Here is a 17414-nt window from a genome sequence, read left to right as displayed (position 1 = left end):
TCATCAAACAGTATGCCTCGGGATCGTGATCGTGAAGCGGGCGCCTCCCAGGGAGCCAGAATCCACCGCAATCGACCCTTTGTGGGCCTGAACGACGCTATATGCGATCGCCAGGCCGAGTCCAGTTCCAGACCCGACGGGCTTGGTGGTGAAGAACGGTTCGAAGATGCGCTCCCGCAATTCCCCCGGAATGCCCGGCCCCGTATCGCTGATCTTGATGGTATAGGTTGTCTCGTTGCTCTCAGTTTCAATGTCTATGCCGCCGGTTCCCTTGATCGCATCGGCAGCATTGCCGACGATGTTCATGACGACCTGGTTCAGAAGAGCCGGCGAGCAATACAGGTCGGGGACGGCATCGTAATGGCGCCGCACGTCGATCCGGGTGCCAAGCTTGTGCCCCAGGAGGGCCAGGACGGTCTCGATGGACTCCGGAACATTGACGGTCTGGAAGTCGCCCTCATCCAGGCGGGAAAATCGTCTTAAATTGAGCACGAGCTCCTGGATGCGGGCAAGGCCGAGCTTCATCGCGGCCACCCGATCGCGCGACTTCTGCACCTGCCGCTCCAGTCCTGCCTCCGGAGGGAGTTTCGCGGCGATCTCGGCAAGAAGCCTCTCGACGGTTCCCTGATGCGCCTGAATGAAGGCAAGCGGATTGTTGATCTCATGGGCGATTCCCGCCACCAGTTCCCCGAGGGAGGCCATCTTGGCGGCCTGAACCAGCTGTGCCTGGGTGCCTTTCAGGAGATCGTTGGCTTCGGCAAGCTCACTGTTGGCTTTGGCCAGCGCTTCCGCCGAGGCGGCCTCCGCCCTGGCCTTTGCGAGAGCCAGCTCCCGCTCGCTGAGCTCCGCCTCGATCCGCCAATTCTCGTCCTGCATCAGTTTGCGCCGGACGAGCGCGCGGATGCGCACCCGCATCACATCGGCTTCCACCGTCGAGGGAACGATATCGTCCACGCCGGCCGCAAAGGCACGCGCAAGCAGATCCCCGCCCTCTTCATTGCCTAAGCCGACAATGGCAAAGCTCGGTGCATCCGTGCCCGGAAGCGGCGCGAGACCGCGATAGAGGTTGAGCTGACGGCACAATTCGACCCCATCGAAGCCTGGGCTCAGCAGATTGACCAGAATGCAGTCCCATGTGGCATTCGGCGCGCGAACCAGTCGGAGGGCCTCGGCCGGCTCCGTGGCCGGAGTCACGGCATAACCTTCATGGGCCAGCATGTTCTGAAGGTAGGTCCGCTGTGTCAGGCTGTCGTCGATGATCAGGATGCAAGCCCGGCGAAAGGTGCCGAAGCTCGGCGGTTCCCGCTCGTCTCTGGCATCGCTCAGGGGGGATGAGCGCCGGCGCAGCAATGCCTTGATCCGCAGGATGATCAGCTCCTGCTCGGCGGATTTCGAGATGTAGGCATCCGCCCCGCTTTCCAGGCCTTGACGCTCGACGCCCCGTTCCCGCGCTTCGGTCAGCATGATCACAGGAATCGCCCGCGTGCGCACGTTGAGGCGCATCTGGCGGGTCAACTCGTCCCCATTCATGCCGGGCAGATGATAATCGGCGATGACGAGGTCGGGCAGCTTCTCGTTCAGACTGTCGAGGGCTGCTTCGGCCGTGGAACGCCAGGACACGCTGAAGCCGTTCGTCTCGAGCATGTGGCGCAGCTGCAGGGCTTGAGTCTCGGAATCCTCCACCAGGAGGATCGCGGCGGCCTGCGCAAGGGATCCCGTGCTCATTCGCCCTGTCCTCGCGCGAGCCTTAGAATCCGGGGGGCGATCAGGTCGAGGGGCAGGCTCACATTGGCGCCGCCCATCCGGGCCGCAGCGGCCGGCATGCCATAGACGACGGCGGTGCTCTCATCCTCCGCCAGCCCATAGCCTCCCGCCTGACGCAACTCGACGAGGCCCTGCGCGCCGTCTTCACCCATGCCGGTGAGAATGACCCCGAGCCCCCGTCGGCCTGCCGATCTCGCCATCGACCGGAACAGCATGGTGGCGGACGGCCGCTGATTGCCGAGAGGCGGCTCGACGCTCACCCTTAGGGTGCCGGCAGGAGACAGCAGCAGATGGCGGTCGCCGGGGGCCACATAGACATGGCCGGCCGTCGGGATCTCCTGGTCCTGCGCCAAGCGGACTTTCAGAGGCATCAGCCCGTTCAGCCAGGAGGCGAAGCCCTCCATGAACGGAGCCCCCATGTGCTGGACGAGGAGGATCGGCAGTGGAAAGTCCTCAGGGAGAGCACCCAGGACTTTGGCAAGAGCGGGCGGACCGCCTGTGGAGGCGGCGATCCCCATGATGCTCGGGCGCATCGCACTCCATTCGGGATCGCGCCCGGGAGCGGAGGCGGTGCTCCTCTCCCGCCAGGGTGCGAACGAGCGCTGCCGGACCACAGGCACCTGGCTCATGATGTAAAGCTGGGTGCAGATGGTGCTGGCAATTCCGGCATAGCCGTCGCTCGAAAGACCGACAGGCTTCTCCACGACCGTGAGTGCGCCGGCCCGGAGCGCGTTCATCGAGATCTTGAGGGAGGAATCCTCGATGCTGTCGGCGATGACGACGATCGGCGTCGGGTGCTCCGACATGATCCGGCGCGTTGCCTCCAGCCCATCCATCCCCGGAAGGCGGATATCCATCGATACAACGTCAGGCTGCACGCGTCCGATTTCCCGCAGCGCCTCCTCGGCGGAGCCGACGGCAGCGGCGACCACGAGGCGAGGATCGCTGGCGATGATATGGACGAGCAGCTGCCGGACGACGAGGGAATCCTCGACAACCATCACCCGGATCCGCGAAGGAGGCGCCATACTCATCGCCTGACACTCACAATACCTGCCCGATCGTCGCCAAAAGCTCGCGCTGATCGAACTTCTGCTTGGTAATATAGGCGCTCGCGCCCAGATCGAGACCCCTGCGGACGTCTTCGGGGTCCGCGCGCGACGTCATGAGGATGACGGGAAGGGTGGAGAACCGCGGATCGTTCTTGATCGCCTGCAGCAGACCGAACCCGTCCATGCGGGGCATTTCCACATCGGCGATCACGAGATCGATCATGGCCTCACCCGAGCGCAGCACGTGAAGGGCATCGATTCCGTCAACGCTGAGGAGAACCTCATAGCCCTGAGCTTCCAGGATACTCTTCTCAAGGGTGCGCGTCGTGATGGAATCGTCGACCACGAGAATGGCCCTTGCCCGGCGCTCCTCCTCGGGAGCCCGGTGGGCGATCCCCAGACCGCCCGCAGCAAGCCTGCTCTCGTTGCGGATCCAGTGCTCGACCAACCTGTCCGGGCTCAGGACGAGAGCCGGCAGCTCATCGTCAAGAAACGTGGTGCCTGAGACCAGTTCGGACAGCCCGATCGCCTGGACATCGCTGACCAGCATCGTACGGACATCGTGGAAGGCATTGACGGCGAGCGCGCAGGTGCGCGAACCATGGCGGACGAGCACGGCCTTCACGTGTCCTGCCTCGGAGGGGAGGGGGGCATTCGGGGATCCTGTCAGGGCGGCCAGGGTGACGACTGGAACGACAACGTCCTGCCCCCCGATCTCGATCCGCGCCGTGGGGCGGCCCTCCACACTTTCCAGCGCATTGGCGGGCAGCCGCAGGAGGCGCTCCACCGCATGGGAGGGCAGGCCGAACATCCGCCCCTCGGCTTCCAAGAGGAGAAGAGGCTGGCGCGCTGCCGTGAGGGGCACGTTCAGCAGAACCTCCGTTCCATGGGGATAGCGCGGCCTGAGGAGAACGGAACCCTGCAGCTTTCGGACAGCCTCCGCAACGACGGAGAGACCGATCCCCCGGCCTGACAACCGATCGACTTCGTCCGCAGTCGAGAAGCCAGGCGTGAAGACGAGGGACAGCAACTGGTCGATCATGGGAGGAGGTTGGCCTGGATCGCGGGCTTGGAGCAGCCCGCGATCGACCGCGACCCGCTCAATCCGACGGAGATCCGGGCCGCGTCCGTCGTCACGGATGCTGATGGCGAGCCGTCCGCCACGGGAGGCGAGTTCCAGGGTCACCTCGGCCCGTTCCGCCTTGCCTGCAGCTCTTCGCTCGTCGGGCGGCTCGGCCCCGTGGCTCACCGCATTGCGCAGGAGGTGCATCACGGGATCCTTGAGGGCCTGAAGCACCTGCCGGTCCACTTGGACGTCGAGGCCGATGCTGCGCACGTTCACATCCCGGCCGGCCTTGCGCGCGATCTCGCGCACCATATGGCCGAATCCGCCGAAGACCGTCTCCGCCGAGACCAGGGAGACCCGGTCGATATTGTCGCGGACCTGACGGGCGGCCTGTTCGATCGACCAGCTGGATTGCCGCCTGTCGCGCGAAAGCGCAGACACCTTGCGAAATAACGCTTTCAGATCTTGATCGAAATCGCGCAGGCGTGGGAGGAATGATGGTTTGCTGCGGCTCTGCCCCATAGGAGATGGCAGGGCGTTCACCTGTGCGTGAAGGTGATCCCAGCTTCTCCTCAGGCCGCGGATCTCCAGTTCGATCTGCCGCAACGCGTCGTCGATTCCCGCATCGGCTTGTAGCTCTGACAGAAGCTGGTGCATGGAATCGGAGAGTTCCTCCATCTGTTCGGCGCCGACGCGAAGATAAGATCCTGACCCGGCATCGGCGGTGTCTGTCGCAGGAGCTCTCGAGTCGGCTCCGGGTGGTGCCGGTTTCGGCCCCGGAGCCGACAGCGGTCGTGTCGGCTCCGGCTTGAGGACGTCCGCAACGAGGTCCTCGATGAGATCGAGGTTCTGCCGCACCGTCGCGACGGTCGGTTCGTCCAGGGATTGCTGCCCGTCGAGCACGTGGGAGAAGAGCGCTTCAAGTTGGTGGGCGACCTCCTCCACGGCCGGCAGGTCGACGGCGCGGGCGGCGCCCTTGAGGCTGTGCGCCCGGCGGAAGACATCCGTCAGGTCGATCTCCCCGCCGCCCATGTGGTCGAGGGATCTCCGGATCGCCTGAAGATGCTCGCGGTGCTCCACTTCGAAGGCTGCCAGCAGCTGCTTGCGGATATCCGTCACGATACGGGCCTCGCCATCGCTCGGCCGGTTACAGACGGTAGCGCTCGGCGAGGCCGAGCAGTTGCTGCGCAAGGCTGGACAGGTTGGCGGCCGCCGTGTCGAGCTGGCGGGTGCCGGCGGCGGTCTGCTGGCTGGCCTGGCGGATGTTCTGGAGAGCCCCCATCACCTGTTCGATGCCGAGTTGCTGCTGGTTCGTCGAGGCGATGATCTGCTGGAAGGTCTGGACGCTCTCCTGGATCTGGCCGGAGATTCCAGTAATGGTTTGCTGGGTGATGTCCGTCCGCTCCTTGCCGGCCGCAACGCGCTTAACCGCCTCCTCCGTGAGCATGACGGACGAGTTGATGCCGCGCTGAATGTCGCCCAGAATCGAGCGCACCTGCAGGGTCGCGTCCTTGGCCTGATCGGCAAGCGTCTTCATCTCAGACGCCACCACTGCGAAGCTGCGGCCGTTCTCTCCCGCTGCAGCAGCCTCGATGGCTGCATTGAGAGCGAGAAGATGCGTGCGTTCGGAAATGTCATTGACCGATGCGATGATCTCGCCGACCGCCTGCGTCTTCTCGCTCAAGGCAACGATGTTTTCCGCCACAGCCTCCGCCTGCTCGCGGATGGCATCCATTGCACGTGCGGTTTCCTCCACGGCCTGCAATCCTGAGATGCTGGTCTGCGCAGCAGCCTGCGCGGATGCGATGACCTCCTGCGCACGCTTGCCGATCTGGGTGCCCGAATGCGTGATCTCGTCCACGGTCGCGGCGGTTTCCTGAACGGCTGCCAACTGCTCTTCGACGGAGGCGGCCTGCTCCTGGGTCGAGGCTCGGATCTCCGCAGCGGCCGCGTTCAGGTTCTCTGTCGCCTCACGGCTCTGCTGGGCGAGCTGGCGCAGGCCCTCGACCATGCCGTTGAGGGTTGCGCCGAGATGTCCGATCTCGTCCTTGCCTGTGACGGCCATCTGGCCGCCCAGTTCGCCGCGCCCAACCCGCTCGACGAAGTTCATGAACGCGCCGAGCGGACCTGTGATGGACGAGCGCAGGGCGTAGGTGATGAGGATGCTGAGAAGGGCCGCGCCCGCCACGGCCAGGATGATGGACATCCGGCTCTGCTCGTAGACTTCACCAATCCGCCTCTGTCCGATCGTGATCGCTTCGCCCAGCACGCTGCGGGCCTGGACCAGGTTTCTGTTCCAGGACTCGCGACTGGCGTTCAGAGCGTTCTGAGTCGCCGCCACCCCTGCGAGATCATTGCTCTGCTCCGCTGCGAACTGCCTCTCCGTCGATGAGCGGAGCTGGCGCAGGTCTCCGCTGGCGCGGTTGAGGATCTCGGTGATGCGACGCCAGGCTTCCGCTCTCTGGGAGGTGATCGAGCGCGCAGCGAAATCGCTCACGGTCGCAAGCGCCTGCGCCATGGAGGCTTCGGTCGCGGCGGCCTGCTGCTCCCAGGAGCGCGCCAGATCGTCCCCGGCGGCCTGCTGCTGTCCGAGGGAGCGCAGGTAGAAGCGGGAGAGGATTTCCTCTCGCAGTCCACGCATGTTGTTCTGAAGATCGCCGAGATCTTCGATCTGACGCATCACGGCGAGATCGCGTGTCACGATCGTCTCCGTCGATTGTCGGACGTCGTCGAGCTGATTGATGGCATAGATGCCGAGGCCGACCATCAGCGCGACGATGACGGCGAAGCCGAGAAGAATGCGGTTGGCGATCGAGATCGTCACGTTAGACTCCAGGAACAGAAGCTGTAGGCAGGAAGGGGCGCAAAAGGCCCTCGAGATCGAGAAGAGAGAGCGTTTCCTCACGATCTGCATCCCCGGACCGGACCTTTCCGTACCCGGTGACGGCGTCGTTGCGGAAGCTTGCAGCCTCCTCGCCCCTTAGGGGAAGAACGTCCGCCACGGCATGGGCCCGCTCGACCCGGAGGGCGACGTGCGGGTGTTCCCGACGCAGCAGGACGAAATGATGGTTCTCGTGATCCGGGGAGGCTTGTTCAAGGCCTAGCGCCAGGCCGAGATCGATCACGCTCACGAGCCTGCCGCTCCGCCCGAACAAGCCGAACAGAGCCGGCGGTCCGTCAGGAGCGGGCATGCAGTTTTGGGGCGGCAGAACCTCCGCTACGGCATCGATCGGAAGACCGAAGAGTTCCCGGCCCGCGCCGCAGAGCAGGACGCGGTGGAAAGCTTCCGTCTGGGCATCCGCGGCGTCCCGTCGGGCCGCAAGACGTTCCGTCCGCTCGTCCAAGATCTGCTGCGTGCGCTCCTCAACGGTTCGGACCCGGGCCCGTTCGATCTGCCTCAGCTTGCGACGCACCGATCTCGCCATGCTCATCTCCGGGGCCTGGGCGGCCTTGCCGCGTCGAGATGGGTGCGGACCAGATTCCGCAGCTCCAGAGCGGTGAGGCCGTCCGCCTCCTCGAGCCGCCGATCATCGGGCATCGCCGCCGCGATGCGGGCGGCATTGGTCAGGGCACGCCGGGCGGGATCGGATCGCCCCTCCGCGAGCAGCAGCAGTCCGAGATGGTAGTGAGCCATGGCAAAGCTTTTAGCGAGGTAGATGCATTTAAGAAAGCTCTTCTCGGCCGCATCGGGTCGTCTCAGCGCCTGCAGGACGAGACCCTGATAGAAGTGGAGGGCAGCGTTCAGGGGCTGAGAGGCGAGGGCTTGCCTGCACAGGGCATCGGCTGCCGCGAAGGCGCCGCCGTCGGCCAGGGCCCGGATCTCGTCCAGCAGGGCTCCCGGGGCCGGGACGGCAGGTGGTGCAGGGTGTGTCGATGGCGTTGGGACGGGGCGTGGCGGGGGCTGCCGTTTCGGCTGTTCGGTGGGTCTCGGAGCCGGGAGGAGCGGCACCCAATCCTTCAGAACCGGCTCGGACGCAGACGGCGACGGAGGCGTGTCGCCAGAGCGGGGCCGGTAGGCCACCGTCCCGGGCAGATTCAGGGTCTGCATCATGACCGAGAACGACGGATTCGGCTCCGCGTGACCCAGCAGCATCCAACCTTCCTCAGAGAGGCGGTCGCGCAGGGCTTCAACGACCCGGATCACGGTATCCGGATGAAAGTAGATCAGGACATTGCGGCAGAGGATCAGGTCGAAATCGGTCAGTTCCAGGGGCGAGGTGCCGTCGAGAAGGCTCAGCAGATTGTGCTTTTCGAACCGGACCAGGGAGCGGAATTCAGGCCGCACCTGCCACTGGTCCTTTCCGGCGTCCAGGAAGTAGCGTTCCCGCTCGGGAGCCGGCATCGACCGAAGCGCCCATTTGCCGAACTTCGCCTGCCTGGCCAGGGTGAGGAAGCTGTCGTTGATGTCCGTGCCGACGATACTGACACGCCAGGTCCCAAGGTTCTCGCCGAGGATCTCGTTGACGAGGATGGCAAGGGAATAGGGTTCCGCCCCGGTCGAGCAGCCAGCGCTCCAGATCCTCAGCCGCCGCGTGGCGGTTTTCCTCCCGATGATCTCGGGCAGGATCGTCTCGCGCAGGGCCGCAAACTGTTCCGCGTAGCGGAAGAAGAAGGTTTCCCCGATGGTGATCTCGATTTCCAGCTTGGCCCATTCGGCAGAGCCGGAGATGGCATCGTCCAGGAGGTTCAGATACTGACCTGAATCGGGGAGCCCCGTGGCGCGCAGGCGCTTGCGGACGCGCTCCCAGAGCAGCTCGTCCTTGTCCTGGTAGTAGAAATGCCCCGTGCGCTCGATGATACGGCTTTTCAGTTCAGGAAAGCCGGCATCGATCGGCGGGACGGCAGAAGCGCGTGCGGCCATCAGGCCGGAACCACCCATTGCGCGAGCCGGTTCTGGGCCTGGCGTCCGAGCTCCGCCAGAACCTGCTGCTCCTCGGCAAGGAGGATGCGATCGACCGAAAGCAGATGGACGAGGCGTCCATCCCACGTGACCTCCGCCTCGACGCAGCCGTTGAGGGAGCCTTCTTCCCGGACGGGTGAGAACTGGGACGTATCCACGCTGGCCACGTCGAGAACCCGATCGACGAGGAGCGCCGTTCCCCCGGATGCACCGAGCCGGTCGATCAGGATCAGATGTCGATAAAGATCCGCCTCTTGGCCATCGTCAACGGGCTGAAGTCCGAACAGGACGCCAAGGTGGAGTACGGGAACCGCATGGCCGCCCAGGTTGAAGAATCCGGCCACCGGGCGAGGCAGGACCGGCGGGCGCCACAGGTGCGGCAGCGGCAGGAACTCGCGTGCAGCGGTCCGGTCCAGGGCACATGCGGTGCCACATACGTCGAACAGGATGATCTGCGGGTTCGCCATGGATTCGGATCGATGAGGGAAGGATGAGGGGGCCGAGAGCCCATTCGACCGTTAGATAGGCGCAAACCTCGGCCAGACAACCGCCTGCGCCTGAGCCTCTCGAGCCTCGGACGTGACCCTCCGGGTCCGTGCGATGCGCTAATAGCGCATCTGGCCGGTCACTTCGGCGATGGCATTCAGTCCGGCGGCAGCTTCCTCGGAATAGCCCGTTTGCTGAACGGCACGGAAAACCTTCTCCGCGTCGTCGTAGCGACCGAGCTTGAGATAGGACCAGCCTCGAATGAGCAGAAGATCGTTCTGTTCCGGAACGATCCGGGCCCGCTCGCTCAGGGCGAGGAGGGTTTCCACGTAACGACCGTCACGGTAGGCCGCCAGCGCCCGCTGCGTCAGGATCGAGGCGCCGAGTTCAGCGCGGCGCTCCCGCGTCTGCGGGGCCTCGGCGGCAGCGATGGCCGCTTCGGACGTCAGGTTCTTGCGCAGGTATGCGAGGGACTTGCCGTAGGCAGCCTCCTCGCGGGTGCGGCTGCTGCCGGTGGAGAGGGCCTGATCGAAGGCGGCGACGGCCTCCATGGGTCGGTTGATCTCCATGAGGCACCAGCCGCGGGTGAGGGCACTGTCGCCGGTCAGCCCGGCGGGATTGCGCGTCATGGCGCAGTTGCGCCCGAGGGCTGAGCGGGCCTGGGTCTGCCGGCGTCGGACATTGACTTCGGTCCGGGCGAAGGTCTGCTCGGTCTCGACCTGTTCGGCCGTCACCTGACGCGATTCCGGCCGGGGCTGAACGGGCGGCAGAGTCGTCTCGCCAGGCTGCGCCATCGGAATGGGTGCAGCGACCACGGGCGTGGCGGCAGGCTGTCGTCCGGGTGTGCCGATCCCGTCCGCAAGGTCCGCGATCCGCTGCGAGCGGCTCCGCCATTGAGCGACCACGGCGTTGAAGCCCGCCCGGTCGTTGAGACGCTGGGTCGTGAGGGCCAATCCATAGGCGGAGGGCTCGTCGTCGGCCTTCCAGGTCAGGGCCGTCCGGAACCAGTCCCGCGCGGTGCGGATCTGCTGGGTGTTGTAGGAATACCAGCCCAGGGACTGGGCCGCGTCGGGGAAGCGCTGCGCCGTGACGACCGGGACGATCCGTGCGAGCACCTGCGGCTCGAGCCGTGGAGGCGGATCCTGGCTGAGGAGAGCCGTGGCCACGTCGAGATAGATCTTCATGTTCTCGGGCGCGCGCTCCCGCCATTCATAGGCGAAGGCTTCCGCATCCGAGATCCGCTCAAGGGCCCGCAGCGTCATGGCATAGCCTTCCGCCGCCTTGGTTCCGCCGTTCCGGCCAAGGGCCGTCTTGAACAGTTCCAGGGCACGCGCGGGGTTGCCGTGGTGGTAATTGTACCACCCGAGGATCAGCACAGGGCCGGCATCGCTCGAATTCTGGATCAGCCTCTCCACCACGGCGAGGTCCTCGGCCGAGGCTGTCATCTTGCTGTCGAGGGAGGCTCGCTCGACACGACGACGGGCCAGCTCGTCGCGGATGGAGCTGAAATCGTCCGGTGCCTCCCCGGTCTTGCGCTCGAACTGGAGCAGAGCGGCCACCTGGGTCTCGGGAAGCAGGGTCAGGGCCTTCTGCAGGGTGGCCAGGCGTTCGCCCGGATTGGCGCAATTCTGCAGGAGATAGGTATAGACGTCCCTCGTCCTGTTCACCTGGTCGGTCCGGGCGAAAGCTTCCGCCACTCGCCAGAGCACGTCCACATTGACGCAGGTGAGAAGGCTGGGCGCTTCCGTGGCGACCTGCAGAACCGTGCGCCACTGGCCCGTGTCCGACGCATTGGTCAGGCGGCGGCGCGCCTCGACCGTCTCGAGGGCGGCGATCAGCTCCTCGGGGGGCTTCCAGTTCGAATCGGAGGTCTGACGCTCGGCGATGGCAGCGCGGACCTCGGCGATCCGGTCTTCGCGATAGAGGTTCCACAGTCGCTCGATGAGCGGGTCGGGTGCCGCGGCCCCGGGATTGCCCGAGAGCTGCGATAGGTCACTCGGGGGAGACCAGTTGGGATAGAGCGCCCGCAACCGTGCGATTTCCGCATTCACGCGGCGAGTGTCGCCCTGCGATGCAAAATAGCGCAAAGCGGATTCGTCGACCTGCGGCTGTGATCCGTTTGCGGGAGGTGCCGGTGACGGCGGCGTTGCGGCGGGCAACTGATTGCCGTCCGAGCCCGTCTGCTGCGCGATTGCCGCGAAGCCCAGGATTGCGACCGCAATCGTTATGGCGCTGCCGACTAGACGCATTGCGGATATTTTTCACCAAGCAGGGACTTCGCCAAAAGGTACAGGGTCGACGGATAATAGAGGCTCGGCTCGAAGGTCTTCAGCGAGTCGGGAACAGGCGTTCCGTCGAGCGCACAGGCGAGTGCCGCGGGCAGGATGGCGTAGCCTTGATCGGTCAGTCGCTCCCGGACCTGTCCGGTCACCACATTGACCACGGCAACCCCTTCGTTCTCCGCAGACCAGCGCTGCTTGAGAGCCCTCAGCCACTCCAAGTCAGTCATACCAGCTCTCAACAGGTAAAGCGGTATCCTTAACGAGTTGTAACCGAACTCGGGAGGAAAACCATCCGCCGGCTGGGGCTGAAGTCCGTTCTGGAGCGAAATCCAGTCGGCTGGGAGCCTGATGCGGCCCGAAGTCCCCTGTTGTAGAAGCATGACCCCGTCCCGCCAGACGCGGCTCCATTCATATTCGGGCGCCAGGGCCGCAAGGACCGGAAAGGCCTCGAAAACCCAGTAGGAGAGGTTGACGACCGGGCCGTCGGGACGGTCACCCGAGCCGAAGCCTAGGACGCCGGGCAGGAGGATCAGGGAGCGCCCGCTTCGGCTGAACGTGCTTTTGCCGATCGCCTTGGCGAGCTTCTGCGCGGCTGTCGTGTAGCGCGGCTCATGCCAGGCGGATCCGGCCTTGGCCAACGCATAGGCGATGAGCAGATCGCCGTCGGAGGCGTTGTTGCGATCGGTGACCCGCGGCTTGCCCGCGGGATCCCATTTCCATGCGGCCAGGCCGTCGTCCCGGATAAGAAGTTCGGTGAATGTGAAATGCCAGATCTGCTCGAAGGAGCGTCTGTCGGCGGCCGCCAGAGCAAGCAGCAGCCCGTAGCCCTGGCCTTCGCTGTGACTGATGTTGCCGTTGGCGGTATCGACCACCCGCCCGGTATCCTCCACGAACCGCGAGCGATAAGCCTCCCAGTCCGCCGGGGAGACGCTCCCGACGACGTTCAAAGGCTGAACGGAAAGGCTCTGGGATGAAGCCATCGACGCCACCAGAAGGGAGAAGGCGGCGACGATCCAAGGCAGGAGCCGGGCAGGCGAGGGCGTCCGGTTCCTCATGAGCGACGCCCCAGACGGTTCAGGAGCAGGGAGGTCGCGATGCCCAGGAACGCACAGCAAGCCAGCAAGAGAATCGCATAGGGGAGAATGTTGGCGGACATCCAGTTTGCCGCGACGAGCCGCAGATTCGTCAGGGAGGGGGGCAGCGTCTGCACGAAGCGGTAGTCCTTGATCGGCTCGATTTGCAGCTTCATCTCCCGGGGTTCGAGGGCCACGGCCCGGCCTGCGACCTGGGACCAGAGCGTCGGATTGGCCAGGCGGGCCGTTTCGGCCGCCAGACCCTTATCCGTCCGGGCCGTCACGAGGGTCCAGACCCCGGATGATTCGGTGCGGCTTTGCGCGATGAGCAGGGAGGCGCGCTGCGGCGGCTCGTAGGGGGCCTCGGTGCGCTCATCCAACGACAGGGAGCGGAGGGAGAGGCTGAAGGTCCTTTCCAGCCAGTCCTGCACCGTACCGATCGTCTGCTGAACGACACCGCGCCTTTGGAACGTTTCCGACCACCGCTTCCGGACTTCGTCGGTCGAGGCTGCGGCGAGACGGTCGGGGGAAACCTGAGCGGCCGGAAGGCTGAAATCCGTGCTCGCCGTCTGCTGGCCGGTCTTTTCGCCGGCCGCCGGCGTCGAGGGCCAGATCATGCGCAGATGTTCCGATACCTTCACGCGGTTGAGCAGACCTGCGGGGATCTGATCGACAGCGCCGATGAAGAGCACGGATTCATCATCCGCCGATGCCGCGTTGGAGAACTGCGCGCGCACCGGGGTGCCGGCACTGCGTGCCATGCGGGCGAGCAGGGTGCCGGCTGCGGAATAGTTCGGGGGATCGAGCCGGGCCAGGACCACCGTCGTCGGAAGGTCGTCGTCCGGAAAGTGACCTGCGCTCATGACGGCGAGATCCGGCAGACGGCCGATCCGCCCATAGGTGGGAAATTCGAGCGTGGTCGTATCGAACAGGACGAAGCGGTTCGCTTCGGACAGGGTTTCTCCCGGGGCGCAACGCTCGTCCGCGTCCGTCAGCAGGATGGCCTCGACGGTGATGTGGTTGAGCCCCGACTTGAAGTTCTTGAGAGGCACTCTGATCTTGTGCCGCCGGACGATGTCTCCTTGCGAGGTGATCGTCATCTGCGTGCTGATCATGCCGTTGACGAACACGTTGACATGGCTGCCCGGGCGCACGGCTGACGTGTACGCCGCGTCGAGATTCAGGATGGCCTCACCATATTCCGTGGCGTAGAAGTCCGATGGCAGGTTGATGGAAAAGCCCGTCTTCAACCGCCGCCCCGAGAATTCCTGCGTCGGGACACCCAGATCCGCGAAACGGAAGGATTGCGCGCCGAAGGCGGTCGGAACCTCCGGCCATTGCCACGAGGCGGTGTCGATCATGCCGCGCTCGGTCTGCGTGGCATTGATGCCTCTCGCGCCAACGATGCCGATAGCGGTGTCGAGCTCCTGCCAGGTGGGTCCGGACACCACCAGGGTCGAGCCCAGGGAGCCTGTCTCCTGCATCATCATGGTCAAGGGCTGAACCATGGCGGCATCCGGCACGCCTGAAATCAAGCCGCGCAGCTCGCTGGCCAAGCCCATGGCGACCTTGATCGTCCCGACCGGGGAAGGACCGGGATCGGCTTCCACCACCTGGATCACAGGATGGGCATAGCGTCCGCGCAGAGCAACGAGCTGTACGAGGCGGAGCAGCCGGTCCCGGACTTCCGGGCGGTAGATCTTGGGGGCGACCACGCGAATCGTCGTCACGCCCGTATTGTCGACGCCGACGGCCGGCAGGTCGTCAAGGCCGCGCAGCGTCTTGGTCGCGCCGTCCGCGAACACGAGCTTCGTCGAGGCCGAGTCCACATCCGTCCAGAGCTCGTAAGTGGCCTCGATCGTGCAGTCGGTCCGGTGACGCTGGAAAGCTTCCATCCGGATGATGTTCTGCCCGGCCCGCAGGAGGCCGGGACGGATCGAAGCCGTCATGTGCTTGACGTCGGTTGACGACGAGATCGGCGTGTCGACGACCGACTCGCCGTTGATGGCGATTCTCAAGCGCGACCCTTCGGGCATCACCACGACGGCATTCTTGTAGCCGAGCGCGATGCTGGCCCCACTCGAGGCCTCGTCCTGAGTCAGATGAAAGGTCCAGGACCGTGCATCCGTCTCGCCCTCGAGGCGGATCGTCTCGAACGGAAGCACCGGCCGTTCGATGCGGGCGGGGTTGCGGACCGCCGCCGTTCCCGTCGCGGGTGGTGCGGCGGGTCTGGCGGGAGATGTCCCGGCCTGGCCTGGAGGGGCCGCGGGAGCCGGACGTTGCGGGCTCGGAGCGGATGGTGCCGCCGTGCCGGATTGCGGCGCCGGCGCTGCTGCGGGAGGGGGCGAGGGCGACGGGCCGGGCTGGCGCATCTCGAAAGGCGCCGCGGACGGGGCTTGCGGCCCCGGATCCTGCTGCGGCGCGGGCCGGATCGTCGATGGAGCGCCCGCTCCGCCGGGCGACATGCCGAAGGGAGCCTGTGCGACAGCGTTCTGCGCGACCAGGGCCTGAGCGGCCAGCAGAGGGAAGATCAAGACCCGACGCACGATAGACCTCTACTTGACGGCTGGAGCCACGGACGGCGCCGGAGGGTTGGAGGCGCCGATCCTCTGCAGGCCGAAGAAATAGGAGAGGCCTCGCCCAGTCTGATAGAACGCGACCATGAAGAACCAGAGCGTGCCGCGGAGGACGCCGATGTCATGGTGCCGGTTCTTCTGGAATTCGCTCCATTGATCCGCATTGGCGAAAACGAGATCGGCGATCATCCGACGATGTTCGGGCTTCTCGATCATGAATCGGCAGCCGAGCAGCAGGCCCTTGTCGTCCATGCCGACCTTACGGATCTCCATCGGCAGATGCTGGACCGGAAGACTGGTGAAAGGCTGGAATTCGAGCGTGCCCGACGCCCCCTTCTTCAGCTTGGGCTCGGCGGAAGGCGGGACGTGAACTCTTGCGCCGCCGACGGAAACGTCTCTCAGGACCGCATCGATGATCTCATCGCCCATGATGAAGCGGCAGGGTCGTTCGACCCGCACCCGGTGGCTCTGGCGCCGCGTGGCCCGCTCCGACACCACGCCGAGGGCACAGCCTGCGATGATGAGGTTGAGAACGTTCCAGGCGCCCGTCACCAGGGTGAGGTCGGCCTTGTAGGGCTCCGCCCAGACGCGGATGCCGGTGGCGATGACGCCTAGGATCAGGATGCCGAAAATGATGAAGTAGGGCGTCCCCAGTTCCGAAACGCGGCTTTCCTCCATCGATTCATTCTTCGCCGTGACCTTGAAGGTGGGTTTGCTGGGATTTGCGATCACCGAAAGGACTGCGGGCAGCAGGTAGATCGTCTGGATGTATTCGTAGAGGTCCGAGATCCACGGCCAGCGATAGCGACCATAGAGATAGTTCTGCATCATGAAGTTCACCATCATGTAGGTGAAGGTGTAGGCGAGGAATTCGCCTCCGGATGCAGTGAAGATTTCCAGCGAGAAGAACAGATAACAGAGCGGCGAGACGAGGAAGCAGAACCGCGAGAAAGGAAACAGCCAGAACATGCTGCTCGACATGTAGCAAAGGCGCTGCGAGATCTTCAGTCCGCGTTTGAAGGGCGGGAACTTGTAGCGCAGGATCTGCATCATGCCCTGAGCCCAGCGTGACCGCTGACCGATGAAGCTGGCGAAACTGTCCGGTTGCAGACCCGCAATCAGCGGCTTGTCCACATAGACGCTCGTCCAGCCGCGGGAATGGAGTTCCAGGGCCGTCTCGCAATCCTCGGTGATGCTCACGCCGCTGAAGCCGTTGGTCTCCTGGAGGGCCTCGCGTCGAAGCACGGCGGCCGAACCGCAGAAGAAGGCCGCGTCCCACTTGTCGAGACCGCGCTGGATCACCCCGTAGAACATCTCGTTCTCCGACGGCATCGTTTGGAAGGTGCCCAGATTGCGCTCGAGCGGATCTGGATTGATGAAGAAGTGTGGGGTCTGAACCAGAAACAGGTTCTTGTCCGTGGTGAAATATCCGACCGTTTCCGTCAGGAAGCTGCGCGCCGGGGCATGGTCGGCATCGAACACGGCCACCAAGTCCCCGGTCGAGTGCTCCAGCCCATTGTTGAGATTGCCGGCCTTGGCATGCAGGTTGCGTGCCCGGGTCAGATACTTGACCTCCATGAGGTCACAAAGCGCCTGCAATTCGGCCCGCCGCTCGCGGGCCTGCTGGGCCGTGGCGACATTGCTCGAATTGCACTTTTCGTCCGTGCCGCCGTCGTCCAGAAGCCAGACCGTAACCTTGTCCGTCGGGTACGTCATGGCTTTTGCGGCCGCCAGGGTCGTGGCCAGGAGATCGGCGCCCTCATTGTAGCTCGGGACGAAGACATCGACGGTCGGCAGATTTTGCGGGTCGATCCGCGGTGCCTTGCGCGATTTCAGGGGGCTCGACACCACGAAAAGGCTCAGGAACAGCATCATGACGCTGTACATCTCGGCCAGATACAGCAGGAAGCCCGGGATGAAGCTCGCGATCTCCGTGATCGGCGGGATCGTGCTGGTGGTGCGCCAGAAAACGTAGCGCAGGACGATCGCCGTACCGAGAGCCAGTGCGATCAGGCGCCAGATGCCCTGGGCGCGGAAGAACTTGAGGATGATCATGCAGGCCACGACCGTGAGGCCTGCAACGAGATGTGCCTGGAGGCTGATGGGGAGAGCTACGATCGAGACGATCAATACCGCCGCCACAGCCCACAAGGCCACGATAAGACCTGCCCGCATCGCCTGGATTCTCAGCTAAGATGTTCGCGTGGGAGATTGC

11 protein-coding genes are annotated in these 17414 nt (G+C 64.8%); all 11 read right to left on the bottom strand.

Going from position 1 to position 17414, the window contains the following annotated elements; all coding sequences use genetic code 11:
- Window positions 1-3: 3 nt before the first annotated feature.
- Window positions 4-1725 carry a response regulator gene (locus OCW50_RS13820; protein WP_262297947.1) on the bottom strand — a complete coding sequence of 574 codons (1722 nt, stop codon included), beginning with the start codon at window positions 1723-1725 and terminating at the stop codon, window positions 4-6.
- Window positions 1722-2798, bottom strand: coding sequence for a chemotaxis-specific protein-glutamate methyltransferase CheB (gene cheB, locus OCW50_RS13815; protein WP_262270366.1), 1077 nt, complete (start codon window positions 2796-2798; stop codon window positions 1722-1724). Before cheB ends, OCW50_RS13820 begins: the two co-directional genes overlap by 4 nt.
- A 10-nt stretch (window positions 2799-2808) precedes the next feature.
- Window positions 2809-5001: a hybrid sensor histidine kinase/response regulator gene (locus OCW50_RS13810; RefSeq protein WP_262297946.1), complete on the bottom strand. Its 2193-nt coding sequence runs from the start codon at window positions 4999-5001 to the stop codon at window positions 2809-2811.
- 28 nt (window positions 5002-5029) lie between these two features.
- Window positions 5030-6706, bottom strand: coding sequence for a methyl-accepting chemotaxis protein (locus OCW50_RS13805; RefSeq protein WP_262270365.1), 1677 nt, complete (start codon window positions 6704-6706; stop codon window positions 5030-5032).
- A 1-nt stretch (window position 6707) separates the two neighbouring features.
- Window positions 6708-7307: a chemotaxis protein CheW gene (locus OCW50_RS13800; RefSeq protein WP_262297945.1), complete on the bottom strand. Its 600-nt coding sequence runs from the start codon at window positions 7305-7307 to the stop codon at window positions 6708-6710.
- A 2-nt stretch (window positions 7308-7309) separates the two neighbouring features.
- A complete protein-coding gene (locus tag OCW50_RS13795) occupies window positions 7310-8743 on the bottom strand; it encodes a CheR family methyltransferase (RefSeq protein ID WP_262297944.1) in 1434 nt (477 codons plus the stop codon).
- Complete coding sequence (locus OCW50_RS13790; RefSeq protein WP_262297943.1) at window positions 8743-9249, bottom strand: chemotaxis protein CheW; 507 nt, start codon at window positions 9247-9249, stop codon at window positions 8743-8745. Before OCW50_RS13790 ends, OCW50_RS13795 begins: the two co-directional genes overlap by 1 nt.
- Before the next feature lie 138 nt (window positions 9250-9387).
- Window positions 9388-11517: a tetratricopeptide repeat protein gene (locus tag OCW50_RS13785; protein ID WP_262297942.1), complete on the bottom strand. Its 2130-nt coding sequence runs from the start codon at window positions 11515-11517 to the stop codon at window positions 9388-9390.
- Window positions 11508-12605 carry a family 8 glycosyl hydrolase gene (locus OCW50_RS13780; RefSeq protein ID WP_262297941.1) on the bottom strand — a complete coding sequence of 366 codons (1098 nt, stop codon included), beginning with the start codon at window positions 12603-12605 and terminating at the stop codon, window positions 11508-11510. Before OCW50_RS13780 ends, OCW50_RS13785 begins: the two co-directional genes overlap by 10 nt.
- Entirely contained in the window at window positions 12602-15169 is a 2568-nt protein-coding gene (locus tag OCW50_RS13775) for a cellulose biosynthesis cyclic di-GMP-binding regulatory protein BcsB (RefSeq protein WP_262297940.1), read from the bottom strand. Before OCW50_RS13775 ends, OCW50_RS13780 begins: the two co-directional genes overlap by 4 nt.
- Window positions 15170-15178: 9 nt before the next feature.
- Window positions 15179-17374, bottom strand: a complete 2196-nt coding sequence (gene bcsA / locus OCW50_RS13770) for a UDP-forming cellulose synthase catalytic subunit (RefSeq protein WP_262297939.1) — start codon at window positions 17372-17374, stop codon at window positions 15179-15181.
- Window positions 17375-17414: the final 40 nt, after the last annotated feature.

This window comes from Microvirga sesbaniae (genome assembly GCF_025460805.1).
GTDB lineage: Bacteria > Pseudomonadota > Alphaproteobacteria > Rhizobiales > Beijerinckiaceae > Microvirga > Microvirga sesbaniae.
Note: the sequence above shows the minus strand (reverse complement) of the source record. Positions and strands in the feature narration are given on the sequence as shown.

Coding starts and splice junctions, on each gene's coding strand:
- OCW50_RS13800 (WP_262297945.1), bottom strand. CDS start 7,307: ATGGCGAGATCGGTGCGTCGCAAGCTGAGGCAGATCGAACGGGCCCGG.
- OCW50_RS13795 (WP_262297944.1), bottom strand. CDS start 8,743: ATGGCCGCACGCGCTTCTGCCGTCCCGCCGATCGATGCCGGCTTTCCT.
- cheB (WP_262270366.1), bottom strand. CDS start 2,798: ATGAGTATGGCGCCTCCTTCGCGGATCCGGGTGATGGTTGTCGAGGAT.
- OCW50_RS13780 (WP_262297941.1), bottom strand. CDS start 12,605: ATGAGGAACCGGACGCCCTCGCCTGCCCGGCTCCTGCCTTGGATCGTC.
- bcsA (WP_262297939.1), bottom strand. CDS start 17,374: ATGCGGGCAGGTCTTATCGTGGCCTTGTGGGCTGTGGCGGCGGTATTG.
- OCW50_RS13790 (WP_262297943.1), bottom strand. CDS start 9,249: ATGGCGAACCCGCAGATCATCCTGTTCGACGTATGTGGCACCGCATGT.
- OCW50_RS13785 (WP_262297942.1), bottom strand. CDS start 11,517: ATGCGTCTAGTCGGCAGCGCCATAACGATTGCGGTCGCAATCCTGGGC.
- OCW50_RS13820 (WP_262297947.1), bottom strand. CDS start 1,725: ATGAGCACGGGATCCCTTGCGCAGGCCGCCGCGATCCTCCTGGTGGAG.